We start from the raw sequence: 23,488 nt of genomic DNA on the forward strand, positions 1-23,488 counted from the left end.
GACTGACGTACGACCCAGGGTCACGCGCTACAGCGCGAGCAGCTCCTTGGTCGTGATGGTGAGTAGCTCGGGTCCGCCGTCCGCCTCGGGGCGTACGACGAGCGTGTCATCGATCCGGACACCGCCCCGGCCCGGGAGGTGGACCCCCGGTTCGACGGTGACCGGCACGCAAGCGTCCAGTTTACCCATGGACGCGGGCGCCAACTGCGGGTCCTCGTCGATTTCGAGTCCGACCCCGTGTCCGATCAGCGGTGGCAGGGCCTCCGCATAGCCGGCCGAGTCAAGTACGTGGCGGGCCGCACGGTCCACGTCACGGTGGGCGGCACCGGGCGCCAGGCGCTCGCGTCCGGCGCGCTGGGCGGCGAAGACCAGGTCGTACAGCTCGACCTGCCAGTCCGCGGGCGACGTACCGATCACGAAGGTGCGGCCGATCTCGCAGCGGTAGCCCCGGTAGGTCGCGCCCAGGCACACGGAGAGGAAGTCACCCTCCTCCACCCGCCGGTCGGTGGGACGGTGACCACGCCGGCCGGAGTTCGGGCCGGTGGCCACGGAGGTGGGGAAGGCCGGTCCGTCGGCGCCGTGGTCGACCAGGCGGCGCTCCAGCTCCAGCGCGAGATGCCGTTCGGTACGGCCGACCAGGATGGACTCCAGCAGTTCGCCGAGGGCCTGGTCGGCGATCTCGGCGCCGATACGGAGGCAGGAGATCTCCTCCTCGTCCTTGACCACCCTGAGCTGCTCGACGGCTCCGCCGAGGTCGCCGAGGCGGAGTCCGGGGGCGACGGCGGAGACGGCTCTGTGCCGGGCCACCGTGAGGTGGTGCTCCTCGACGGCCAGGGAGTCGGCGTCCTGGGACACGGCCAGGTCCGCGGCCACGGCTGCCGCGTCGCCGCCGTTCGGTGCAAGGACGTGCAGACGCAGGTGCTCGTCCGGCCTGCCCTCGTAGGGACGGTCGTCGGGCGGGCCGGTGCAGACGAGAAGGTCCTCGCGCCTGCCGAGCAGCAGGGCGGAGCCCTGCGGGGCCGCGGCGGCAAGGTAGCGCACGTTGGCCGGGCGAGTGATGAGCGCTGCCGCGGTGCCGGCCGCGGTGAAGTGGTCCCTCAGCCGGGATCGACGGGTCGCGTACACCTCTGACATGAGACGAGCGTAGGAGTTTTGCGCCGGTTGTGCCGATTCGTGGGGGCCGAGTGGGGTGCGGGGCGGGTGGCGCCTACCAGCTCGGTGGGCTTGCTATCGCTCTGGCCAGGACCTCGTCCAGGACTCTTGCCGTGCCGGGGACGTCCAGTTGGGAGTTGTCGATGATCGGGAGGCCCGAGCCGTACCAGCCGGCCATGCGGCCGTGGATGCGGGCCACCTCCTCGTCGGTGAGGCGGCGGTTGCCGGTGCGTTCGGCGTTGCGCTCCAGGACGATGTCCAGGCCCGGGAGCAGGACGACCGGGAGCAGGCCGGGGCCGACGTGGCGCTTCCAGCCGCCGAGACCCACGACCGGCCGGTCCGGGAACACGGCGTCGTCGAGGATGCAGGAGATGCCGTTGGCGAGGAAGTTGCGGGCGGCGAAGCCGCAGGTGCGGCGGGCCAGCCGGTACTGGGCCTCGGAGTTGTCGTTCCAGCCGGACTGGGGGTCGGCGAAGCCCGAACGGACCCATTCGCGGACGTCGTCCAGGCTGATGTGCGCGGTGGGCACCCGGCGGTGGTCCGCCCAGTACTTGGCGACGCTGGTCTTGCCCGCGCCCGCCGGGCCGATCAGCAGGACGGCCAGGGTCGTCGTCGTCGGGTCGGGCACCGCGGCCTGGGCCGGGGCGGCCGTGGGCACGCCGACGGGGCCGCCGGGCGGCAGCGGCACATGGCCGGTGGTGTCGGGTGCGGCCGACACGGCTCCGTGCTGAGGAGCGGGCGGCTGCGCGGGAGCCGGCGGCACGGCACCGGAGGAAGCCGCCGGAACACCCGCTGCGGGGAAGCCCTGGACGGGTGGCACAGGAGGAACGGGCACGGGGCCTTGGGCGGGCGGCACAGGAGGAACGGGCACGGGGCCTTGGGCGGGCGGCACAGGAGGAACAGGCACGGGGCCTTGGGCGGGCCCCGGATGAGGCGGGGGCACAGGAGCAGGGCCCTGGGTGTGTGCGGACACCGCATGCGACAACGGCGCAGAACCAGGGTCCTGGGCCGGCACCTGAAGCGGCAGCGACACGGAAGCGGAATCCCGGGCGCCCACCGGATGCGGCGAGAACACAGGAGCAAGGCCCTCGGCCGACACCTCGTACGACGACGGCACAGAGGCCGAACCCCGAGCAGCCACCGGATGCGACGAGAACCCAGAAGCAGGACCCTGGGCCCCCTCGTACGACGACGGCACAGAAGCCGAACCCCGAGCGGACACCGGATGCGGTGAGAGCGCGGGCGTAGGATCCTGGGCCGATTCCTCACGCGACCGCGGGGCAGAAGCGGAATCCCGAGCGGAGGCCGGATGAGGCGAAGACGCCCGAGCAGGGCCCTCGGCCGGCATCTGGTGCGGCGAGGAGGCGGGCGGCGGGATGGGTGGAGGAGACGGGGCGGTGGGGACCGGCGGGTGGTGGGCGGCCGGTGTCCAGCCGGCCTGCGGCCCGTGCCCCGGCTGCTGGGGCGGCGGCAGCGGCGACCCCACTGCGTGCTGCATCCGATGCCACTCCGTCTCGTCGTCTTCGGCTCGTTCGCCCCCGGGGCTCCTGAGTCGGTGTCGGCAGCCCGATCGTGCTCAGCCCTCAGGGCCTGCGCGCTCCCCACACTCGGCTTCGCTCGCGCGGGTGGGACCCACATGGTCCCTCGACACCGACGCCTTCCGGCTCACTCGAGGCAGTTCGTGCTGGCAGCGGGGGTCGGGCCCCGCTCCCTACCGAACGGTACCGCCCCCGGCCGCCGTTTGGTGAAACGGCCGGGGGCGGCCCGAAGTGCCCATTCCGGAAGGGGAATCGGAACGGATCCGGACGGACGGAACAGTCGGGGACCTACTGACCGACCTCGCCGTACGCGGCGAGCAGCACAGCCGGGTCCGGGCTCTCCAGGACCGTCGGCTTGGCCAGACCGTCGAGGACGATGAAACGCAGCCGGTCGCCGCGGGACTTCTTGTCGACCTTCATCGTCTCCAGCAGCTTGGGCCACTGGTCGTAGCGGTAGTGCAGCGGCAGCCCGACCGCTTCGAGGACCGCACGGTGCCGGTCCGCCGTCGCGTCGTCCAACCGGCCCGCCAGACGGCCCAGTTCGGCGGCGAAGTGCATGCCGACGGCGACCGCCGCGCCGTGCCGCCACTGGTAGCGCTCGTTCTTCTCGATGGCGTGGCCGAGCGTGTGGCCGTAGTTGAGGATCTCCCGCAGGCCGGATTCCTTCAGGTCCGAGGAGACGACCTCGGCCTTCACCCGGATCGAGCGTTCGATCAGCTCGGCCGTGTGCGGACCCGCCGGAGTGCGGGCACCCTCGGGATCGGACTCGATCAGCTCCAGGATCACCGGGTCGGCGATGAAGCCGGCCTTGATGACCTCCGCGAGCCCGGAGACGTAGTCGTTGACCGCGAGGGAGTCCAGCGCGGCGAGGTCGCACAGGACGCCGGCCGGCGGGTGGAAGGCGCCGACGAGGTTCTTGCCCTCGGCGGTGTTGATGCCGGTCTTGCCGCCGACCGCCGCGTCCACCATGGCGAGGACCGTGGTCGGCACGGCGATCCAGCGGACCCCGCGCAGCCAGGTCGCGGCCACGAAACCGGCGAGGTCCGTGGTCGCGCCGCCGCCCACGCCGACGATCACGTCGGAACGGGTGAAGTGGGACTGGCCGAGTGCCTTCCAGCAGTAGGCTGCGACCTCGGCGGTCTTCGCCTCCTCGGCGTTGGGCACCTGGATGGCGACGGCCTCGTAGCCCTGCTCGGCCAGGTCGGCACGGAGCGCGTCGCCGGTCTCGGCCAGCGCCTCCGGGTGGATCACCGCGACCCGCTGGGCCTGTCGGCCGATCAATCCGCCCAGTTCGCCCAGGAGTTGGCGGCCGACCAGCACCTCGTACGGCTCGGTGCCCGCCGTGCCGGCGACCTGGATCCGCGTGACTGCCTCGCTCATGCCTTCTTCAACTCCAGTGCTTCCAACGCCTGTTGGGTAACCTCTTCGGGGGTGCGGTCATCGGTCGGTACGACGGCCGTGGCGACCTCCTCGTACAGGTGCCGCCGGGCTTCCATCAGTTCGCGCCACTGCTTGCGCGGGTTGACCGCGAGCAGCGGGCGGGCCGCGTTCAGGCCGGTGCGCTTGACCGCCTCGTCCACGTGCATCGAGAGGTAGACCACGCGGTGCCCGGCGAGCAGCGCGCGGGTGTCCGCGTCGAGGACGGCGCCGCCGCCGAGCGCGAGGACGCCCTCGTGCTCGGCGAGTGCGACGGCGACCGCCCGCTTCTCGATCGCCCGGAAGGCAGGCTCACCCTCGTCGACGAAGATCTCGGCGATGGTGCGGCCCTCGGCCGCGACGATGTCGTCGTCGGTGTCGCGGTAGCCGACGCCGAGGCGCTCGGCCAGCAGCTGTCCGACGGTGGACTTGCCGACGCCCATCGGGCCGACCAGGACGACCGCAGGCACGGCGCTCACCGGATGCGGAGGTTGTCGAGGTAGGACCGTACGTTGCGGCGGGTCTCGGCCACGTTGTCGCCGCCGAACTTCTCCGCGACCGCGTCGGCCAGCACCAGCGCGACCATGGCCTCGGCGACGATGCCGGCGGCCGGGACCGCGGAGACGTCAGAGCGCTGGTGGTGCGCCTGGGTCGCCTCGCCGGTGGTCACGTCGACCGTCTGCAGGGCCCGCGGCACGGTCGCGATCGGCTTCATCGCGGCGCGCACGCGCAGCAGCTCGCCGGTGCTCAGTCCGCCCTCGGTGCCACCGGCGCGACCGGAGACCCGCTTGATGCCCTCGTCGGTCTTCACGATCTCGTCGTGAGCCTGCGAGCCCGGCACCCGGGCCAGCTCGAAGCCGTCGCCGACCTCGACGCCCTTGATCGCCTGGATGCCCATCAGGGCGCCCGCCAGCCGGGCGTCCAGCTTGCGGTCCCAGTGCACGTGCGAGCCCAGGCCCACCGGCACGCCGTAGGCCAGGATCTCGACCACACCGCCGAGCGTGTCGCCGTCCTTGTGGGCCTGGTCGATCTCGGCGACCATCGCCTTCGACGCGTCGGCGTCCAGGCAGCGCACCGGGTCGGCGTCCAGCTTCTCGACGTCGGCGGGGGTCGGGTAGACGCCCCGCGGGGCCTTCGCGGAGGCCAGCTCGACCACGTGCGAGACGATCTCGATGCCGGTCGTCTCCTTCAGGTACGACCGGGCGACCGCGCCGAGCGCCACGCGGGCGGCGGTCTCGCGGGCGGAGGCGCGCTCCAGGATCGGGCGGGCCTCGTCGAAGCCGTACTTCTGCATGCCGGCGAGGTCGGCGTGGCCCGGACGCGGACGGGTCAGCGGCGCGTTGCGGGCGAGCCCGGCCAGCACCTCGGGGTCGACCGGGTCGGCCGCCATGACCTGCTCCCACTTGGGCCACTCGGTGTTGCCCACCATGATCGCGACCGGGGAGCCGAGGGTCAGACCGTGCCGGACGCCACCCAGAAAGGTGACCTCGTCACGCTCGAACTTCATCCGCGCACCGCGGCCATAGCCGAGCCGCCGCCGCGCGAGGTGGTCCGCCACCATGTCCGTGGTGATCGGCACGCCGGCGGGAAGGCCCTCCAGCGTCGCGACAAGTGCGGGACCGTGGGATTCCCCCGCGGTCAGCCAACGCAGCCTGCTCAACGGTGCTCCTCAATGCTCGCGCCCGGTACTGCCCGCCATAGGCGTGTGCTCGCGTACGGCGACGGCGCCGCCGGGTGCGCGACCCCGGTACGCCACCTCCGATCCTCCCACGTCCGGGGTGGTTGTCCGGCCGCCGGTCCAGCAGGCGGACGCGAAAGGGCGGTGCGGGGGCGGTCAGCGGGCGGCGAGCGCCTTCTCACCGGCGTGCCGCATGACCTCCAGCGGCGCCGGGGAGCGGCCGGTCATCTGCTCGACCTGGAGGACGGCCTGGTGGACCAGCAGGTCGAGGCCACCGACGACGGCGCCGCCGAACATGGACCAGCGGGCCGCCAGCTCGGTGGGCCAGGGTTCGTAGAGCACGTCGAAGAGGGTGGCCGGGCGTTCGGGTACGGCGGTGGCCAGGGCGTCGGTCGTGCCGGCGGGCGTCGTGGCGATCACCAGGGGCGCGTGCAGCGCCTGCCCGGCGTCCGCCCAGTCCGCCGTCCGGACGTCCACCTCGAGCCGTTCGCCCCACTGCCGCATCTCGGCGGCGCGGTCCTCACTGCGGACGTAGACGGTGATGTCGCCGGTGCAGATCCGGGCGAGGGCGGCGAGGGCGGAGGAGGCGGTGGCACCGGCGCCGAGGACCGCGGCCGAGTCGACCTGCTCGATGCCGTGCTCCCGCAGCGCGGCCACCATGCCCGGGATGTCGGTGTTGTCACCGACGCGGCGGCCGTCCTCGGTGAAGACGACGGTGTTGACCGCGTCGACGGAGGCGGCGGTGTCGCTGATCTCGTCCAGCAGCGGGATGACCGCCCGCTTGAGCGGCATGGTCAGGGACAGCCCCGCCCACTGCGGTCCGAGCTTCTCGAGGAAGCCGGGCAGAGCGGCCTCGTCGACCTCGAAGCGGTCGTACGACCAGTCGCCGAGCCCCAGTTCGTCGTACGCCGCCCGGTGCAGCACCGGGGAGAGGGAGTGGGCGATGGGCGACCCGAGCACGGCCGCCCGACGGGCGTCAGTTGCCCGATGTGGCATTGAACTTTTCCTTGAGCTGCTGGAATTCTGCGTAGGTCTTGGCGAACTCGGTGTTGTTCTGACCGTCGGTCGCCACGAAATAGATCCAGCCGTCGTGGGTCGGATTCAGTGCCGCCAGCATCGCGTCCTCGCCGGGATTTCCGATCGGACCGGGCGGCAGGCCCTTGTGGGTGTACGTGTTGTACGGGTTGTGGTTGCTGTTGATCTCCTTCTCGGAGATATGGATGTTGCTGGTGCCCTTGAGGTAGTTGTACGTCGAGTCGAACTGGAGCAGCTGGTTCGTCTCGGTGTTGCCGGGTTTGAGACGGTTGTAGACCACCTCCGCCATCTTGCGGAAGTCGTCGTGCGTCTTGCCCTCCGCCTGCACCAGACTCGCGACGGTGACGAGCTGGAACGCGTTGTTCAGCCCCAGGGACTCGGCCTTGGCGGTCAGGCCGTAGGCGTCGTACTTGGACTTGGCCTGCGCGACCATCTGCTTCAGGATCGCGTCCGGCTTCATGCCCTTGGCGGCCGGGTAGGTGCCCGGGAAGAGGAAGCCCTCCAGCGGGTCCTTGACCTCGCCGTTGTTCTGCGCCCAGGTCGGCATTCCAAAACTCTTGAACGAGGCCTGGGCGGCCTTCTGGGTGGTGCCCGCGGACAGTTCGAGTTTCTTGTCGATCGCCTCGTAGACGCCCGCGTTGCGTTCGCCCGGGGTCACCACGACATTGTTCTGGCTGTTCGGGTCCAGCATCATTTTCACGGCACTTGCGGCAGACATCTCCTTCTTCAGGAGATATGCGCCGGCCTGGATGCCGTTGCCGCCCTTTATGTCGTTCTGCGCGTGGACGAAGGCCTCGGCGCTCTTGACGACACCGGCCTCCTTCAGGCGGTTGCCGATGTCCCAGCCGCCCGCGCCCTTGGGGATCTCGACGGTGACCGACTCGCCGGTGCCGTCACCCTTGTAGTCGGGGGCCGGGGCGAAACGATTTTGGTAGAACTTGTACCCGTAGTAACCGACACCGCCGAGACCGCCGCCGAAGACCAGGACGACCACCATGCAGGCGCAACCGGTACGCCGCTTCTTCGGCTTGACGGGTTTCTTGCCCTTGCCGCGCCGGTCGCGCCGGTTGGCGAGTTCGTGCTCCTCGTCGTCGTCATCGTCGCCGCCTCCCGTGAAGAAGGGGTGGTTCTCCTCCTCGGGCACGGCCTCCGGCTCCGGCTCCGGGTCGGGGCGCCGACGGCCGGGCGGCTCCGGCGGCGGATAGGCGTCTTCCGAACCGTAGAAGTCGGGCTGCCCGCCGCCGTAGCCGACGGGCTGCTGCCCGTAGGGGTCGGCGGGGTCGGGCGGATACGGGACCTGGCCGTGGGTACCGGTCGCGTTCCAGCCGCCCTGCTGCTGGTACTGGTGCTGAGGATGGCCCGCGTACTGCGGATGCCCCTGCTCGTCGTAGTACGGATACTGCTCGTGGCCGTATCCGGGCTGCTGCTCCTGGCCCCAGTTGTCGTACTGCGGCTGCTGCGGATAGTGCTGCGGCTGGCCGCCGTAGGGCTGCCGGCCGTCGTGCGGCTGCTGCCCTTCCCATCCGCCGTCCCCGTACAACGGGTCCTGCGGATGCCACGGTTCGGAGCCTTGGCCCCGGCCATACTCAGTCATCGATCCCCTAGAGCCGCGAGGCCGACCGGTCACGCGGCCGGTGGGCCCGCTTCCGTTCCGCCTCCTCTTGCTGTGTCCCGGCTGTTCGAACACCGGCACATCGCGCGGAACGTTACCGTATCGCGATCAGATGACCACTTCGACGCCCTCGCCCGGTGCTTTACCTGACACCCGTTCGGATTCGAGGGCCTGCTGGAGGATGATGACGGCGGCTGCCTGGTCGATGACCGAGCGGCCCTTCTTCGATTTCACGCCCGAGGCACGCAGTCCCTGGCTGGCCGTCACGGTCGTCATCCGCTCGTCCACCAGGCGGACCGGCACCGGCGTGATGCCCTTGGCCAACTCCTCGGCGAAGGCGCGGACCTTGACCGCGGCCGGGCCCTCGCCCCCCTTGAGGGAACGAGGGAGGCCGACGACGACCTCGATCGGTTCGTACTCCTCCACCAGCTGACGCAACCGGCGGTGAGCTGCGGGGATGTCCCGGCCCGGGACCGTCTCCACCGGGGTGGCGAGGATCCCGTCGGGGTCGCACGAGGCGACCCCGATCCGAGCGTCCCCGACGTCGATCGCGAGTCGACGTCCTCTGCGCATTTCCGACCGTTTCCTTACGTACCTGTTTACTTGGCGGTGTCGGCGACGAGACGCTCGACAGCGTCGACGGCCTCGCCGACGGCGGCCGGGTTCTGACCGCCGCCCTGAGCCACGTCCGGCTTGCCGCCACCGCCGCCGCCAAGGGTCTTGGCGGCGGTACGGACCAGGTCACCGGCCTTGAGACCACGCTCACGGGCGGCCTCGTTGGTGGCGATGACGGTCAGCGGCTTGCCATTGTTCACCGTGAAAAGGGCCACAACCGCGGCACGTCCGCCCTGGATACGGCCGCGCACGTCGAGGACCAGCTTGCGCAGGTCGTCCGGGGTCGTGCCGTCCGGGACCTGGCCGGTGACGACGGCCACACCGCGGACGTCCTTGGCGGACTCGGCGAGACCGGCAGCGGCCTGGAGTACCTTCTCGGCGCGGAACTTCTCGATCTCCTTCTCGGCGTCCTTCAGCTTGCCGAGCATCGAGGAGACCTTCTCCGGCAGCTCCTCCGAGCGGCCCTTGAGCAGTTCGGTCAGCTGGTTGACGACCGTGTGCTCACGGGCGAGGAAGTTGTAGGCGTCCACGCCGACCAGGGCCTCGATACGGCGGACACCCGAGCCGATGGAGGACTCGCCGAGCAGCTTCACCAGGCCCAGCTGGGCGGTGTTGTGCACGTGCGTGCCGCCGCACAGCTCCTTGGAGAAGTCGCCGATGGTCACGACGCGGACCCGCTCGCCGTACTTCTCGCCGAACTCGGCGATGGCGCCCTGCTTCTTGGCCTCGTCGATGCCCATGACCTCGGCGTGCACGTCGAGATCGCGGGCGAGCACCTCGTTGATCTTCTGCTCGACGTCGGTCATCACGGCCGTCGGGACGGCGGACGGGGAGCCGAAGTCGAAGCGGAAGCGGCCGGGCTGGTTCTCGGAACCGGCCTGGGCGGCCGTCGGGCCGAGGGCGTCGCGCAGCGCCTGGTGGGTCAGGTGCGTGGCCGAGTGGGCGCGGGCGATGGCCTTGCGGCGGCGGGCGTCGATCGAGGCGTGGGCCTTGGCGCCGACGGTCACCTCACCGACCTGGACGACGCCCTTGTGGACGTACACACCCGGGACCGGCTTCTGGCAGTCGCGGACCTCGATGACGGCACCGGAGTCGACCTTGATACGGCCCGTGTCACCGATCTGGCCGCCGCCCTCGGCATAGAACGGGGTGCGGTCGAGGACGATCTCGACCTCGTCGCCCTCGGTGGCTGCCGGCGAGGAGGCGCCGTCGACCAGGATGCCGACGATCGTGGTCTCGCCCTCGGTGTCGCCGTAGCCGATGAAGTCGGTCTCGCCGACCTTGTCGGCGATCTCCCGGTAGGCACCGGCACCGGCGTGGCCGGTCTTCTTGGCCTGGGCGTCGGCCTTGGCGCGCTCCCGCTGCTCCTTCATCAGGCGGCGGAAGCCGTCCTCGTCCACCGAGAGGCCCTGCTCGGCGGCCATCTCCAGGGTGAGGTCGATCGGGAAGCCCCAGGTGTCGTGGAGCAGGAACGCCTTGTCGCCGGCGAGGACCGTGCCACCGGACTGCTTGGTCTCGGTGACGGCGGTGTCGAGGATGTTGGTGCCGGCCTTCAGCGTCTTGAGGAAGGCGTTCTCCTCGGCAACGGCGACCTTCTCGATGCGCTCGCGGTCGGTGATCAGCTCGGGGTACTGCCGGCCCATCATCCGGATCACGGTGTCGATCAGGTCGAGCACGACCGGGCCGGTGGCGCCGAGCAGGCGCATGTTGCGGATGGCGCGGCGCATGATGCGGCGCAGCACGTAGCCGCGGCCCTCGTTGCCGGGCGTGACGCCGTCGCCGATGAGCATCACCGACGTGCGCATGTGGTCGGTGACCACACGCAGGGAGACGTCCGAGTCGTGGGCGTCGCCGTAGCGGACGCCGGTCAGCTCGGTGGCCTTGTCGATGACGGCCATGGAGGTGTCGATCTCGTACATGTTCTGCACGCCCTGCAGAATCATGGCGAGGCGCTCCAGGCCGAGGCCCGTGTCGATGTTCTTGCTCGGCAGCTCGCCGAGGATCTCGAAGTTGTCCTTGCCGATGCCCTCGCCGCGCTCGAACTGCATGAAGACGAGGTTCCAGATCTCCACGTACCGCTCGTCGTTGACGGCGGGGCCGCCCTCGACGCCGAACTCGGGGCCACGGTCGTAGTTGATCTCGGAGCAGGGGCCGCAGGGGCCGGGGACGCCCATGGACCAGTAGTTGTCCTTCATGCCGAGGCGCTGGATGCGCTCCTTCGGCACACCGACGACCTCGTGCCAGATGCGCTCGGCCTCGTCGTCGTCCTTGTAGACGGTGATCCACAGGCGCTCGGGGTCGAGGCCGTAACCGCCCTTGTCCTGGGGCGTGGTGAGCAGCTCCCAGGCGTACTTGATGGCGCCTTCCTTGAAGTAGTCGCCGAAGGAGAAGTTGCCGCACATCTGGAAGAAGGTGCCGTGGCGCGTGGTCTTGCCGACCTCTTCGATGTCGGGCGTGCGCACGCACTTCTGCACGCTGGTGGCGCGGTCGAACGGCGGCTTGACCTCACCCAGGAAGTAGGGCTTGAAGGGCACCATGCCGGCGGGGACGAGAAGAAGAGTCGGGTCGTCCGCGATGAGCGACGCCGAAGGGACGACGGTGTGCCCGCGCTCCTCGAAGAAGCTCAGCCAGCGGCGGCGGATCTCAGCCGACTCCATCAGTGGTCCTCATTCCGGTTGTACGAGTACTTCGCCTGCGAAGTAAACGACGTTTCGATGTACTTCGGTGTGCTGCGGTTGGTGCTGTGGTGGTTCTCGATGGCGGTGTATTGCCGGGGTGCGGGGAGTTCGGGGTTCTCGTGGATCCCCAGGGCCTCCCCCAGCTCGGCCTCCCGCACGGCCATGTTGTCGCGGACGTCGAGCGCGAAGCCCACCGCGCGGTCCTTCAGCCGCTGACCGGTCTCCAGGGCCTTGTTCGCCGCGGTGGCGGCGAGGCTCTCGGGGGTCAGCTGCTTCAGCTTGCGGTTGACCTTGGTGGTGGCCCACACACCGGCGGCGACACCCGTGGTGAACCAGAACGTACGGCGGAACATCGCTCGGTCTCAGTCCTTACTTCCGCTTGCGTCGGGCGGTGGAGACCGTGCGGCCCACGATCACGGTACGCCGAGGCGCCTTCGCGGGCACGTCCTCCTTGCGGCCGCCCAGCGCCCGGCGCACGCCGTAGCCGAAGGCGGCGACCTTGACCAGCGGACCGCCGAAGGTGGAGGCGACGGTGGTCGACAGCGCGGAGGCGTTGGACGTGACCTCCTGGACGTCGGAGGCGATCGCGTCGACGCGGTCGATCTGGCTCTGCGCGGACCGCACGGTGGCGGAGGCGTCGGCGAGCAGGGGGACGGCCTGGTCGGTCACGTCCGCCACGAGCTTGGTGGTCGCCTTGAGCGTCTGGGCCAGCCTCGCGAGAGCCACCGCGAGGAAGGAGACCAGGATCGCCCAGAAGACGGCCACCAGGATCCCGGCCACCTCTCCACCGGACACTGTGTGCACCCGCTCCCTGAAACGTGCCTCACCATCGAAAAAGTCGAGTCCGAGCCTATCGCGCCGGGGCCGGGACTCCGTACCGGATTACCCGGTGGCGGGGACGGAGTTACGAGAAGCGATTGTACGGAATGAACACGCTTCAGTACGCTCCGTGTCCCATGCGAGGTCCTCAGCGCCCAGCCCCCTTCCCCGACGGCGATCCGCCCCTGGAACTGACCACTTTCGTCGGGCGCTCGGCCGAACTCGCCGAGCTGGCGGCGGCGCTCGGCGAGGCGCGGCTGGTGACCGTGACCGGGGTCGGGGGCGTCGGCAAGTCCCGGCTGGCCGCGCGGGCCGCCGCCGGGTGGGGTTCCGCGGTGTGCGGGCGGGTCGAGCTGGCGCCGGTGCGCGATCCGCAGTTCGTGGAGTACGCGGTGGTCGAGTCGCTGGGCCTGACCGACCACACCACGCGGCTGCCCCGCGAGACACTGCTCGAGCATCTCGCCGGCCGGCCGGTCCTGCTGGTGCTGGACGGGTTCGAGCATCTGGTGGAGGGCTGCGCCGAGTTGGCGGCGGAACTGCTGCGCAGGCTGCCCGGGTTGAAGGTGCTGGCCGCGGGCCGGCGTCCGCTGGGACTGGCCGGCGAACGGCTGGTGCCGCTGGCACCGCTCGACGAGGACGCGGCGGTGGAGCTGTTCACGGACCGGGCCCGGGAGCAGGGGCTGACGGTGTCCGACGGTCCCGAAGTGCGTGAGCTGTGCCGCCGGCTGGAGGGGATCCCGCTCGCGCTGGAGCTGGCGGCCGGGCGGCTGCGGGCGCTGTCCCCCGGACAGTTGCTGCAGCGGCTGGACGACCGGTTCCGGCTGCTGACCGCGGGCGGCCGGAGCGAGGTCATGCGCCCGGTGCCCGGCGGGCCGCCCTCCCGCCACCAGACGCTGCGCACGGCGATCGGCTGGAGCCACGAGCTGTGCACCCCGGCCGAACGGCTGCTGTGGGCACGGCTGTCGGTGTTCGCGCAGAGCTTCGACCTGGAGGCGGCCGAGTACGTGTGCAGCGGGGACGGGCTGCCCGCCGAGGACGTGCTCGACCTGCTGTCGGAGCTGCTGGCCCAGTCGGTCGTCGGCCGCGAGGACACCCCGGCCGGTCCCCGTTACCGGATGCTGGACACCGTACGGGCCTACGGCGCCGACTGGCTGGAGGCGGCCGGGGACGCGGGCCGGCTGCGCAGACGGCACCGGGACTGGTTCCTGGGCCTGGCGACCTGGTGCGAGCTGGACTGGTTCTCACCCCGGCAGCACGAGATCGCCGAGCGGGTCGAGGCCGAGCTGCCGAATCTGCGGGCTGCTCTGGAGTCCTGTCTGACCGAGCCGGACGAGGCGCACCTCGGCCAGTGCCTGGCAGGATCGCTGTGGTTCTGCTGGGTGGGCTGCGGGCGGCTCGCGGAGGGGCGACGCTGGCTGGAGCGCAGCGTGGAACTGGAGTCGGAGTACGAGCAGTCCCGGCTGAAGGCTCTGTGGGTGCTCGGCTACGTGGCGATCCTGCAGGGCGACACCGTGCCCGCGCTCGCGGCGCTGCGGGAGTGCCGGGAGCAGGCGGAGCAGGTCGCGGATCCGACGGCGCTGGCGTACGCCGAGCACCGCACCGGCTGTCTGGCCCTGGTCAGCGATGACATGCAGCACGCAGAAACGCTGCTGCGGTCGGCGCTGGAGCGCTATCACGAGATCGGCGAGCTGAACAGCAACGTCCTGATGGGCCAGGTCGAGCTGGCGATGACGCGGGCGTTCCAGGGGGATCTACCGGAGGCGGTGCGGCTGTGCAAGGACGTGCGCCAGGTGTGCGAGGACCACGGCGAGCGCTGGGCACGGTCGTACGCACTGTACGTGCTCGCGTACGCGGCCTGGCAGGACGGCGACCCCGCTGGTGCGCGGGAGTTCCTGGCGGACTCCCTGGACCATGCGCACGCCTTCCGCGATCTGCTCGCCGAGGTGCTGTCTCTGGAACTGCTGGCACTGGTGACGGCGACGGTGGGCGGGGCGGCCGAGGCGGCGGTGCTGCAGGGCGCGGCGGGCCGGATGTGGCCCTCGGTCGGGCTGCCGCTGTTCGGATCGGCGTACTACAACGCCCCGCACGAGCGGTGCGAGACGCTGGCCCGGCAGGCGCTGGGGGACGCGCGGTACGAGGAGTGCCTGGCGGAAGGGGGCCGGCTCGACCGCGTCACGGCGGTGACCCGTGCGCTGCGGCGTGACGGGGGACGGCCGCTGGATGCGCTACCGAGTCCGCGCGGGGTTGAGGCCTCCCTGAGGGGCGCAGGGAACCGCGCGGCCGGCTCTCACCGGCCGGCGCTGTCCGAACGGCCGGACCTGCCCGCCACCTGACGAGGCCGGAAAACGCGAACCCGCCGTCCCTGCGACCCCGGCAGGGCCGGGCGCACGGACGGCGGGCTGACGTATGACGCCGCGGCTGGAATCAGCGGGCGTAGTACTCGACGACGAGCTGCTCGTCGCAGATCACCGGGATCTCCTTGCGGTTCGGCTCGCGGTCCAGGCGGAACGCCAGGGCCTTGAGGTTCACCTGCAGGTAGCGCGGGGTCTCACCATCGGGGGCGAAGCCACCCTCGCGGGCGATCGTGAAGAGCGTCTTGTCCTTGGAGCGGTCGCGGACCTGCACGACGTCGTCCGGGCGGACACGGAAGGACGGCTTGTCGACCTTCTGGCCGTTGACCTGGATGTGGCCGTGGACGACCATCTGACGGGCCTGGTAGATCGTGCGGGCGATGCCCGAACGCAGGATCAGCGCGTCGAGGCGGCGCTCCAGCTCGATGATCAGGGCCTCACCGGTCTTGCCCTGGACCTTGGAGGCACGCTCGTAGGCGCGGACGAGCTGGCGCTCGGACACGTCGTACTGCGCGCGCAGACGCTGCTTCTCCAGCAGACGGACCTTGTAGTCCGAGTTCTGCTTGCGGCCGCGGCCGTGCTCACCCGGCGGGTAGGGGCGGGCCTCGAAGTACTTGACGGCCTTCGGGGTCAGCGCGATGCCGAGGGCACGCGACTTCTTGACCTTGGGGCGGGACTGGTTCGCCACTGTCTCTATCTCTTTCGTAGTTTTCGGCTTGTCAGGGTTAAGGGAGGTCGCATCCGCAGCCGGGAAAACCCGCCGGGCCCCGAAGGACCTGCCGGGCAGCCGCTTCCCTGGTCTGGGCACATACGTGCAGCACGCGAGTGGCCCACCGACCGTCCCGGGACTCCGAGTGGTGGTGGGCTGCCCGCGACACCGATCGACGGTGCGCGACGCTCCTGGAGTCGGTCCACGCAGGACCGGATCTCCGGCTGACTGTCCCGCTCTGACAGCGCGGGACTCAGCACTTCGCAGCAGTCTACAGGGTGCTCAGGAACGCTTGCGACCGAGGTGTTTCCTGGTCCACTCGACCGCGTCGGCGTATCTGGCCTCCGTGCCGTGCCGGGTCGGGGTGTAGTACGTGCGGTCCTTCAGGGCGTCCGGGGCGTACTGCTGCTCGGCGATTCCCTCCGCCAGGTCGTGTGGGTACACGTACCCCTGCGCGTGGCCGAGCTTGGCCGCGCCCTGGTAGTGCCCGTCGCGCAGGTGGGGCGGGACCGGGCCCGCCAGCCCCTTGCGGACGTCCTCCAGGGCAGCGCCGATCGCGGTGGTCGCGGAGTTGGACTTGGGGGCGAGGGCGAGGGCGATCGTGGCGTGGCTGAGGGTGAGGGCGGCCTCGGGAAAGCCGATCATGGCGACGGCCTGGGCGGCGGCGACCGCGATGGGCAGCGCGTTCGGGTCGGCGAGTCCGATGTCCTCGCTCGCGGAGATCATCAGTCGGCGGGCGATGAAGCGGGGGTCCTCGCCCGCCTCGATCATGCGAGCCAGGTAGTGCAGGGCGGCGTCTACGTCGGAGCCGCGGATGGACTTGATGAGGGCGCTGGCGACGTCGTAGTGCTGGTCGCCGTCGCGGTCGTACTTCACCGCGGCCCGGTCGACGGTCTGCTCGAGCGTCTCGAGGCCGATCTCCCGCTCGCCCTTGTCGAGCGCCGCTCCGGCGGCGGCCTCCAGGGCGGTCAGGGCCCGGCGGGCGTCGCCGCCGGCGATGCGCAGCAGGTGCTCCGCGGTGTCGTCGGGGAGGCCGACGGCGTCCTTCAGGCCGCGCTCGTCGCTCAGGGCGCGCTTGAGCAGGCCGCGGACGTCGTCGTCGGTGAGGGGCTCCAGTGTCAGCAGGAGCGAGCGGGACAGCAGGGGCGAGATCACCGAGAAGTACGGGTTCTCCGTGGTGGCCGCGATCAGCGTCACCCAGCGGTTCTCGACCGCCGGGAGCAGGGAGTCCTGCTGGGCCTTGCTGAAGCGGTGGATCTCGTCCAGGAAGAGGACGGTCTCCTTGCCGAAGCCTCCGGTGGCGCGGCGGGCGCCGTCGATGACCGCGCGGACCTCCTTGACGCCCGCGGTGATCGCGGACAACTCCACGAACCGCTTGTTCGTTGCCTTGGAGACGACGTACGCCAAGGTCGTCTTGCCCGTCCCGGGCGGGCCCCAGAGGATCACCGAGGACGGTCCGGCGGGGCCGCCGGACCCCTCGCCGACCAGCCGGCGCAGCGGCGAGCCGGGCTTGAGCAGATGCTGCTGGCCCACGACCTCGTCGAGGGTGCGCGGGCGCATCCGCACCGCCAGGGGGCTGCCTGCCGGGTCCTTCTCCTGGCGTTCTTCCGCCGCTGCGGTGAAGAGGTCGGGTTCCACGTCCAAAACCCTAAATCACGGCACTGACAAAGCCGCCGGGCCGGGGGCGGGGCCTTCCGGGAGAGAGGATCCGGCCGGCTAGGCCCAGAGCTGGCTGCCCCAGCGGGTGAGGATCAGCATGGCGATGATGCCGCAGTGCGTGACCGGGACGACCCAGGTGAACTCGGAGAAGAACGACTTGAGCCACCGCGGGGCCGGCAGGAAGTCGTTGCGGACGTTGAACGAGGTCACGTACCAGAACATGGTGATCGTCGCGACCCAGGCCAGCGAGCACCACAGGCACAGCGCGTTGATCCGGTACAGGGACTGGAACTGCAGCCAGGTGACGAAGCAGACACCGAAGAGCGTGCCGAAGTTGAAGGTCAGCCAGTACCAGCGCGGGAAGCGGGCGCGGGTCAGCAGGCTCATGCCGACGCAGATGACGATGCCGTAGCAGACCAGGCCGAGCATGGGGTTCGGGAAGCCGAAGACGGCCGCCTGCTTGCTCTCCATGACGCTGCCGCAGGACACGATCGGGTTGACGCTGCAGCCCGGCGTGAAGGTCTTCCCGACGGCCTTCGCCTCGAGGATCTTGTTCTTGTCGATCGTGATGACCCAGGCCGCCAGCAGTCCGGCCGCACCGGTGATCGCCAGCAGCAGGGCGAAGGCGCGGCTGCCGCCCACCGTGCGGGGTGCGTCGGCGGCAGGCTCGGGCCCGGGCTCCGTGGGGACGTCTGTGACTGTCGTCTTGCTCATCCGCCGATTCCGTCGCTTGAGAGTTGGACCATCTTCGGGCACGGGTCATTGTGCCGCACGCGCATATGTGTCCACCGTTCGAAGGACATAAGGAGGTACGCACGGTGGTCACGGGCCGCTCGGTTCCGGCCGAAGCTCGGGGGACATGACAGCACACGCGAACGAACGCGCGACGGGCGTCCGGGGACTGCGCAAGCGCTGCGGGGGCGGCACCGCGGTGGACTGCCTCGGTCCCGGTATCCGGCGCGGTGGGGTGTCCTGCCTGCTCGGGCCGGACGAAGCGGGCAAGGGCACCACGGCGGAGATCCTCCGGGGCAACCGGTGCCGGGACGGGGCCAGGTGTCCGTCCTCGGTATGGGTCCGGCGGCGGGCACGCGCGCGTGGAGGTCCCGGTTGGGAATCGTCCGGCGGGACGAATCGGCGCCCGCCGGGTTGACGGTCTACGGGACGGCGCGCCACCTCGCCCGCCCACCACCCGCGCCGGCGCGACCCGAAGGAGGTCCTCCCCGCCCGGTCGGGCCGACCGTGAAGGCGGACAGCCGCATCACGTCCCTCTCGGGCCCCTCTTCGGCCCCTCTTCGGCCCCTCTTCGGCCCCTCTCCGGCGACCGGCGCCGCCGGTGACACCTCAGGCCTGAGCGCCAGCGGCGGAACCGCGCCCGGACATCGTGCCGATGGGCCTGGACGTGCCCGGCGGCTCAGGCATGGACTCGATCGCAAGGCTGACCCAGCCCGGGGGCCCGTGCCGCGTGATCGTCCCGACGGCGTACGAGAGGGACCGGGACATCCTGCGGGCCGTGGCGGCGGGCGCGGCGGGCCACCCGCTGCAGGACCTCCCCGGCGCGAACCGGCCGAAGGCTGTACGAACACGGAGATCGGCCGCCGCCGTTCATCAACGCGTCGGCGGTGAAGACCCCTCCGCCGTGCATCTTCGGCAAGCCGGGCAGGATGACCGGACCACGGCCGTCACCAGCGCCCTGCGGTACGGGTCGCTGGAGCAGTGAAGTGGGAAGGGCGCCGGCCACGCGGCGGCATCGTATGCCGCCGCAGGCTCCGGCGCCCTTCCTCTCGCGCGTCTCGACTAGCCGAGCCGGGACCGCAGTTCGGGCAGGATCTCGTCCACGGCGATCGCCGTCTGCTCGCCCGACTCCATGTCCTTCAGCTGGACGACGCCGTCGGCGAGGTCGCGTTCGCCGGCCACGAGCGTGTAGCGGGCGCCACTGCGGTTGGCGTTCTTCATGGCGCCCTTCAGGCCCTTGCCGCCGTAGGAGAAGTCCGCCGAGATGCCGGCCTTGCGCAGCTCGGTGACCTTCGCGAACAGCAGACGGCGGGCCTCCTCGCCGAGCGGGACGGCATAGACCGACGTCGTGGACGGCAGGTCCAGCTCCACGCCCTCCGCCTCCAGCGCGAGGACCGTGCGGTCGACGCCCAGGGCCCAGCCGACCGAGGGCAGCGCCGGGCCGCCGATCATCTCGGACAGACCGTCGTAGCGGCCTCCGCCGCCCACCGCGGACTGCGAACCCAGACCGTCGTGCACGAACTCGAAGGTGGTGCGGGTGTAGTAGTCGAGGCCGCGCACCAGCTTCGGGTCGTCCTCGAAGGAGACGCCCGCCTCGGTGAGCAGTTCGCGGACCTCCTCGTGGTACGCCTTGCAGGCGTCGCACAGGTAGTCGCGCAGCAGCGGGGCGCCCGTGAGCTGCTTCTGGACCGACTCGCGCTTGTCGTCGAGGACGCGCAGCGGGTTGATCTGCGCGCGGTGCAGGGTGTCCTCGTCCAGGTCCAGGCCGCGCAGGAAGTCCTGCAGCGCGGCCCTGTACACCGGACGGCACTCCTTGTCGCCCAGGCTGTTGAGCAGGATGCGGAAGTCGCTGAGGCCCAGCGAGCGGTACGCCTGGTCGGCGAGGATGATCAGCTCCGCGTCCAGCGCCGGGTCCTCGGCGCCGATCGCCTCGGCGCCGACCTGGGAGAAGTGCCGGTAACGGCCCTTCTGGGGGCGCTCGTAGCGGTAGTACGAGCCGGAGTACCAGAGCTTGACCGGGAGGTTGCCCGACTTGTGCAGGTTGGCCTCGAGGGCCGCGCGCAGTACGGACGCCGTGCCCTCGGGACGCAGGGCGAGCCTGTCGCCGCCCTTGGTCTCGAAGGCGTACATCTCCTTGGTGACGATGTCGGTGGACTCGCCGACACCGCGCGCGAAGAGTTCGACGTTCTCGAATCCGGGCGTCTCGATGTAGCCGTAGCCCGAGGTGCGCAGCGGGGCGGCGATGGCCTCGCGGACGGCCAGGTACTGGGCGGAGTCCGGCGGGATCAGGTCATACGTGCCCTTGGGGGCCTGGAAGGTACTCACGGAAAGCTCTCTCGTCACATTCCTCGTCGGGGAGCGGTATTCATGTCCGTTCCCTGGCCCGCCGCCACCTGCCGAAGGTACGGGTTGGTGGCGCGCTCCTGGCCGATGGTCGTCTGGGGGCCGTGGCCGGACAGCACCACGGTGGAGTCGTCGAGCGGCAGGCACACGCGGGCCAGCGACTCGAGCATGTCCGGCATGGATCCGCCCGGAAGGTCGGTGCGTCCGATGGAGCCGGCGAACAGCAGATCCCCCGAGAAGAACACCGACGGGATGTCGGCGCTCTCGGGCATCCGGAAGGTCACCGACCCCTTGGTATGGCCCGGCGCGTGCGCGACGGTGAACTCCAGGCCGGCCAGATCGAGGGTGGTGCCGTTCGTCAGCTCGCGGACGTCGTCCGGCTCCCCTACGGTCAGCTCGCCCATCAACGGCATGCCGATGGACCGGCCGAGCGCCTTGTCGGGGTCGCTCATCATGTACCGGTCCTCGGGGTGGATCCAGGCCGGTACGTCGTGGGCCCCGCAGACCGGGACGACCGAGGCCACGTGATCGATGTGGCCGTGAGTGAGGACGACGGCGACGGGCTTGAGCCGATGCTTCTTCAGTGCTTCCTCGACGCCTACGGCGGCCTGGTGGCCCGGGTCGATGATCACGCACTCCTCACCGGGGGCAGGGGCGACGAGATAACAGTTCGTCCCCCAGGCCCCGGCAGGGAACCCGGCAATGAGCACGATCGTCCTTCGTTGTGTCGATTGGGTACGGCTTGCAGACGGCTCGCGAAAGGCTTGCCGGCGACGTCGGCCGCAGTCAGAGCCTACCGGCGCTGCCGTTTCCTCAGCGAACCCATATACGGTACGGGGCTACACGCAGCGGTCGGCTCACGAGCACGCACGCGTACCGGTCGACACACGACACGCATGAGGAGAGAACCCGGTGGTCAGCCAGGAGCAGCGGCGGCGTCAGCTCGCCCGGGAGAAGTTCTTGCGGCAGCAGCAGCGGCGCACCGAGGCGCGGCGCAAGGCCCGCCTGCGCAACTCCGTCATCGCGTCGGTACTGGGCGTGGTCGTGATCGGCAGCGTCGCGCTGTACACGACCGGGGTAATGAAGAACGGCGGCAACGACAAGAAGAACACCGCCTCCGACGTCACGCCCAGCGCCTCACCGACCAGCAAGGCCCCCGACCCGTGCGCGAAGCCCGCGGCCGGCTCGGTGAAGAAGCTGAGCTGGAAGAAGGAGCCGGCAATGACGATCGACACGTCGGCGAACTACACCATGAAGCTCGCGACGACGTGCGGTGACATCGACGTCGCGCTCAAGACGGCGGCGGCGCCGCACACGGTGAACTCGTTCAACTTCCTGGCGGGCCAGGGGTTCTTCGACCACACGAAGTGCCACCGCCTGGTCACCAGCGGTATCTACGTGCTCCAGTGCGGCGACCCGCAGGGCACCGGCATGGGCGGACCGGGCTACACGCTCCCGGACGAGAACCTGAAGGACAAGAGCCTCAAGAAGAACACCTACCCGGCGGGCACGGTGGCGATGGCCAACACCGGCCAGAAGCACACCGGCGGCAGCCAGTTCTTCCTCGTCTACAAGGACAGCCCGCTGCCGCCCCAGTACACCCCGTTCGGCACCATCTCCGAGGCGGGCATGAAGGTGCTGACGAAGATCGCCGCCGCCGGTGCGCAGGCGGCCGACCCGACCTCGGGCAACACCCCGCCGAATGCGACCGTCGTGATCAACAAGGCGACGGTGACGAAGTCCTGACGCAATCCTGAAGACCAAGACGGCCAACTGCGGAATTTCGGTCGCGCTGGATGCGGACAGGCCGCCTGCCGGTCGCCTATGTTGGCCGTGACGAAACTGTGGACGATGCCCGGGGGCGCGAGGCTCCCCGCAGGCATCATGTGGAGGAGGCGCTGTGAGCAGCGACCCGTGGGGCCGCGTCGACGAGACGGGGACCGTGTACGTGCGTACGGCCGACGGCGAGCAGGTCGTCGGATCCTGGGCGGCCGGCTCCCCTGAGGAGGCGCTTGCCTACTTCGAGCGCAAGTACGAGGGCCTGGTTGTCGAGATCGGCCTCCTCGAGAAGCGAGTACAGACCACCGACCTGTCGGCGAAGGACGCCCAGGCCGCGATCGACCACCTGCGTGAGCAGGTGGACGCGCACCATGCGGTCGGTGACCTGGCGGTGCTGCGCGAGCGGCTGGACAAGCTCGTACAGGCCGTCGATGCGCGCCGTGAGGAGCGTAAGCAGCAGCGGGCCAAGCAGTCCGACGAGGCCCGCAAGGCCAAGGAGGACCTGGTCACCGAGGCGGAGCAGCTGGCGCAGTCCGACCAGTGGCGGGCCGCCGGTGAGCGCCTGCGGTCGCTGGTGGACACCTGGAAGGGCCTGCCGCGGCTGGACCGCAAGTCCGACGACGAGCTGTGGCATCGCTTCTCACACGCGCGGTCTGCGTTCTCCAAGCGCCGCAAGGCGCACTTCGCGCAGCTGGACGCGCAGCGCGAAGAGGCCCGCAGGACCAAGGAGCGGCTGGTCGCCGAGGCCGAGGCGCTGTCGGCATCGACGGACTGGGGTCCGACGGCGGCCCGCTACCGCGAGCTGATGGCGGAGTGGAAGGCCGCGGGCCGTGCCCAGCGCGAGCACGAGGACGACCTGTGGAACCGCTTCCGCGGCGCCCAGGACGTGTTCTTCGCCGCCCGCAGCTCGGTGTTCGCCGAGCGGGACGCGGAGCAGTCCGAGAACCTCAAGCTGAAGGAGGAACTGGCCGAGGAGGCCGAGAAGATCCTCCCGGTCACGGACCTCAAGGCCGCCCGGGCCGCCTTCCGCTCGGTCAACGAGCGCTGGGAGGCCATCGGCCACGTCCCGCGGGACGCTCGGCCGAAGGTCGAGGGCCGGATGCACGCCGTCGAGCGGGCGATCCAGGAGGCCGAGGAGGCCGAATGGCGCCGGACGAACCCGGAGGCACGCGCGCGTGCCGAGGGTCTGACCGGTCAGCTCCAGGCCGCCGTGGACAAGCTGAGGGCGCAGATCGACCAGGCCCGCGGCCAGGGCAACAGCTCCAAGGCCGACAAGCTGGAGCGCGAACTGGAGGGCCGCCAGGCGCTCCTGGACCAGGCCCTCAAGGGCCTGCAGGAGTTCGGCGGCTAGGGTTTCCCCGACTTGCTGCGA

The 23,488-nt window shown here is 70.5% G+C and carries 19 protein-coding genes; 3 read left to right on the top strand and 16 right to left on the bottom strand.

All coding sequences use genetic code 11. The features are described from left to right. Positions 1-27: 27 nt before the first annotated feature. The 11 genes from GQF42_RS10045 to GQF42_RS10095 form a co-directional block, all read right to left on the bottom strand. Positions 28-1,134: an aminopeptidase P family protein gene (locus GQF42_RS10045; protein ID WP_158919295.1), complete on the bottom strand. Its 1,107-nt coding sequence runs from the start codon at positions 1,132-1,134 to the stop codon at positions 28-30. A gap of 73 nt (positions 1,135-1,207) precedes the next feature. Then, positions 1,208-2,137 carry an AAA family ATPase gene (locus GQF42_RS10050; protein WP_407699487.1) on the bottom strand — a complete coding sequence of 310 codons (930 nt, stop codon included), beginning with the start codon at positions 2,135-2,137 and terminating at the stop codon, positions 1,208-1,210. An 841-nt stretch (positions 2,138-2,978) separates the two neighbouring features. Next, positions 2,979-4,070 carry a 3-dehydroquinate synthase gene (gene aroB / locus GQF42_RS10055; RefSeq protein WP_158919297.1) on the bottom strand — a complete coding sequence of 364 codons (1,092 nt, stop codon included), beginning with the start codon at positions 4,068-4,070 and terminating at the stop codon, positions 2,979-2,981. Then, complete coding sequence (locus GQF42_RS10060) at positions 4,067-4,549, bottom strand: shikimate kinase (protein ID WP_199273042.1); 483 nt, start codon at positions 4,547-4,549, stop codon at positions 4,067-4,069. The genes aroB and GQF42_RS10060 overlap by 4 nt, the downstream gene beginning before the upstream one ends. Positions 4,550-4,581: 32 nt before the next feature. Further along, positions 4,582-5,766, bottom strand: a complete 1,185-nt coding sequence (gene aroC / locus GQF42_RS10065) for a chorismate synthase (protein WP_158919299.1) — start codon at positions 5,764-5,766, stop codon at positions 4,582-4,584. Between the two features lie 174 nt (positions 5,767-5,940). Then, positions 5,941-6,780 carry a shikimate dehydrogenase gene (locus tag GQF42_RS10070; protein ID WP_158919300.1) on the bottom strand — a complete coding sequence of 280 codons (840 nt, stop codon included), beginning with the start codon at positions 6,778-6,780 and terminating at the stop codon, positions 5,941-5,943. Next, entirely contained in the window at positions 6,761-8,413 is a 1,653-nt protein-coding gene (gene mltG, locus GQF42_RS10075; RefSeq protein WP_233273314.1) for an endolytic transglycosylase MltG, read from the bottom strand. The genes GQF42_RS10070 and mltG overlap by 20 nt, the downstream gene beginning before the upstream one ends. A 126-nt stretch (positions 8,414-8,539) precedes the next feature. Then, positions 8,540-9,004 (bottom strand): Holliday junction resolvase RuvX, encoded by a 465-nt coding sequence (gene ruvX / locus GQF42_RS10080; RefSeq protein WP_158919301.1) that lies wholly within the window; start codon positions 9,002-9,004, stop codon positions 8,540-8,542. 26 nt (positions 9,005-9,030) lie between these two features. Further along, positions 9,031-11,703, bottom strand: a complete 2,673-nt coding sequence (gene alaS / locus GQF42_RS10085) for an alanine--tRNA ligase (protein ID WP_158919302.1) — start codon at positions 11,701-11,703, stop codon at positions 9,031-9,033. Continuing rightward, positions 11,703-12,077, bottom strand: coding sequence for a hypothetical protein (locus tag GQF42_RS10090; protein ID WP_158919303.1), 375 nt, complete (start codon positions 12,075-12,077; stop codon positions 11,703-11,705). The genes alaS and GQF42_RS10090 overlap by 1 nt, the downstream gene beginning before the upstream one ends. Positions 12,078-12,093: 16 nt before the next feature. Continuing rightward, positions 12,094-12,528 carry a DUF948 domain-containing protein gene (locus tag GQF42_RS10095; protein ID WP_199272631.1) on the bottom strand — a complete coding sequence of 145 codons (435 nt, stop codon included), beginning with the start codon at positions 12,526-12,528 and terminating at the stop codon, positions 12,094-12,096. A gap of 152 nt (positions 12,529-12,680) precedes the next feature. Here GQF42_RS10095 and GQF42_RS10100 point away from each other — a divergent pair, with 152 nt between their 5' ends. Next, positions 12,681-14,876, top strand: a complete 2,196-nt coding sequence (locus tag GQF42_RS10100) for an ATP-binding protein (RefSeq protein ID WP_233273315.1) — start codon at positions 12,681-12,683, stop codon at positions 14,874-14,876. Positions 14,877-14,967: 91 nt separating this feature from the next. Here GQF42_RS10100 and rpsD read toward each other — a convergent pair whose 3' ends face one another. From rpsD to GQF42_RS10125, 5 genes are all read right to left on the bottom strand, one after another. Continuing rightward, entirely contained in the window at positions 14,968-15,582 is a 615-nt protein-coding gene (gene rpsD / locus GQF42_RS10105) for a 30S ribosomal protein S4 (RefSeq protein ID WP_158919304.1), read from the bottom strand. A 303-nt stretch (positions 15,583-15,885) separates the two neighbouring features. Then, entirely contained in the window at positions 15,886-17,241 is a 1,356-nt protein-coding gene (locus tag GQF42_RS10110; protein ID WP_158919305.1) for a replication-associated recombination protein A, read from the bottom strand. A gap of 78 nt (positions 17,242-17,319) precedes the next feature. Further along, on the bottom strand, positions 17,320-17,976 hold the full coding sequence (locus GQF42_RS10115) for a vitamin K epoxide reductase family protein (protein WP_158919306.1): 657 nt from the start codon (positions 17,974-17,976) through the stop codon (positions 17,320-17,322). 1,080 nt (positions 17,977-19,056) lie between these two features. Continuing rightward, positions 19,057-20,319, bottom strand: a complete 1,263-nt coding sequence (hisS, locus tag GQF42_RS10120; RefSeq protein WP_158919307.1) for a histidine--tRNA ligase — start codon at positions 20,317-20,319, stop codon at positions 19,057-19,059. A 14-nt stretch (positions 20,320-20,333) separates the two neighbouring features. Further along, entirely contained in the window at positions 20,334-21,047 is a 714-nt protein-coding gene (locus GQF42_RS10125; RefSeq protein ID WP_158919308.1) for an MBL fold metallo-hydrolase, read from the bottom strand. 202 nt (positions 21,048-21,249) lie between these two features. Between GQF42_RS10125 and GQF42_RS10130 the strand changes: the two genes are divergently transcribed. Both GQF42_RS10130 and GQF42_RS10135 read left to right on the top strand, forming a co-directional pair. Next, entirely contained in the window at positions 21,250-22,083 is an 834-nt protein-coding gene (locus GQF42_RS10130) for a peptidylprolyl isomerase (RefSeq protein WP_158919309.1), read from the top strand. Between the two features lie 154 nt (positions 22,084-22,237). Beyond that, on the top strand, positions 22,238-23,467 hold the full coding sequence (locus tag GQF42_RS10135) for a DUF349 domain-containing protein (protein ID WP_158919310.1): 1,230 nt from the start codon (positions 22,238-22,240) through the stop codon (positions 23,465-23,467). Positions 23,468-23,488 lie beyond the last annotated feature (21 nt).

The organism is Streptomyces broussonetiae, assembly GCF_009796285.1.
In the GTDB taxonomy this organism is placed as follows: domain Bacteria; phylum Actinomycetota; class Actinomycetes; order Streptomycetales; family Streptomycetaceae; genus Streptomyces; species Streptomyces broussonetiae.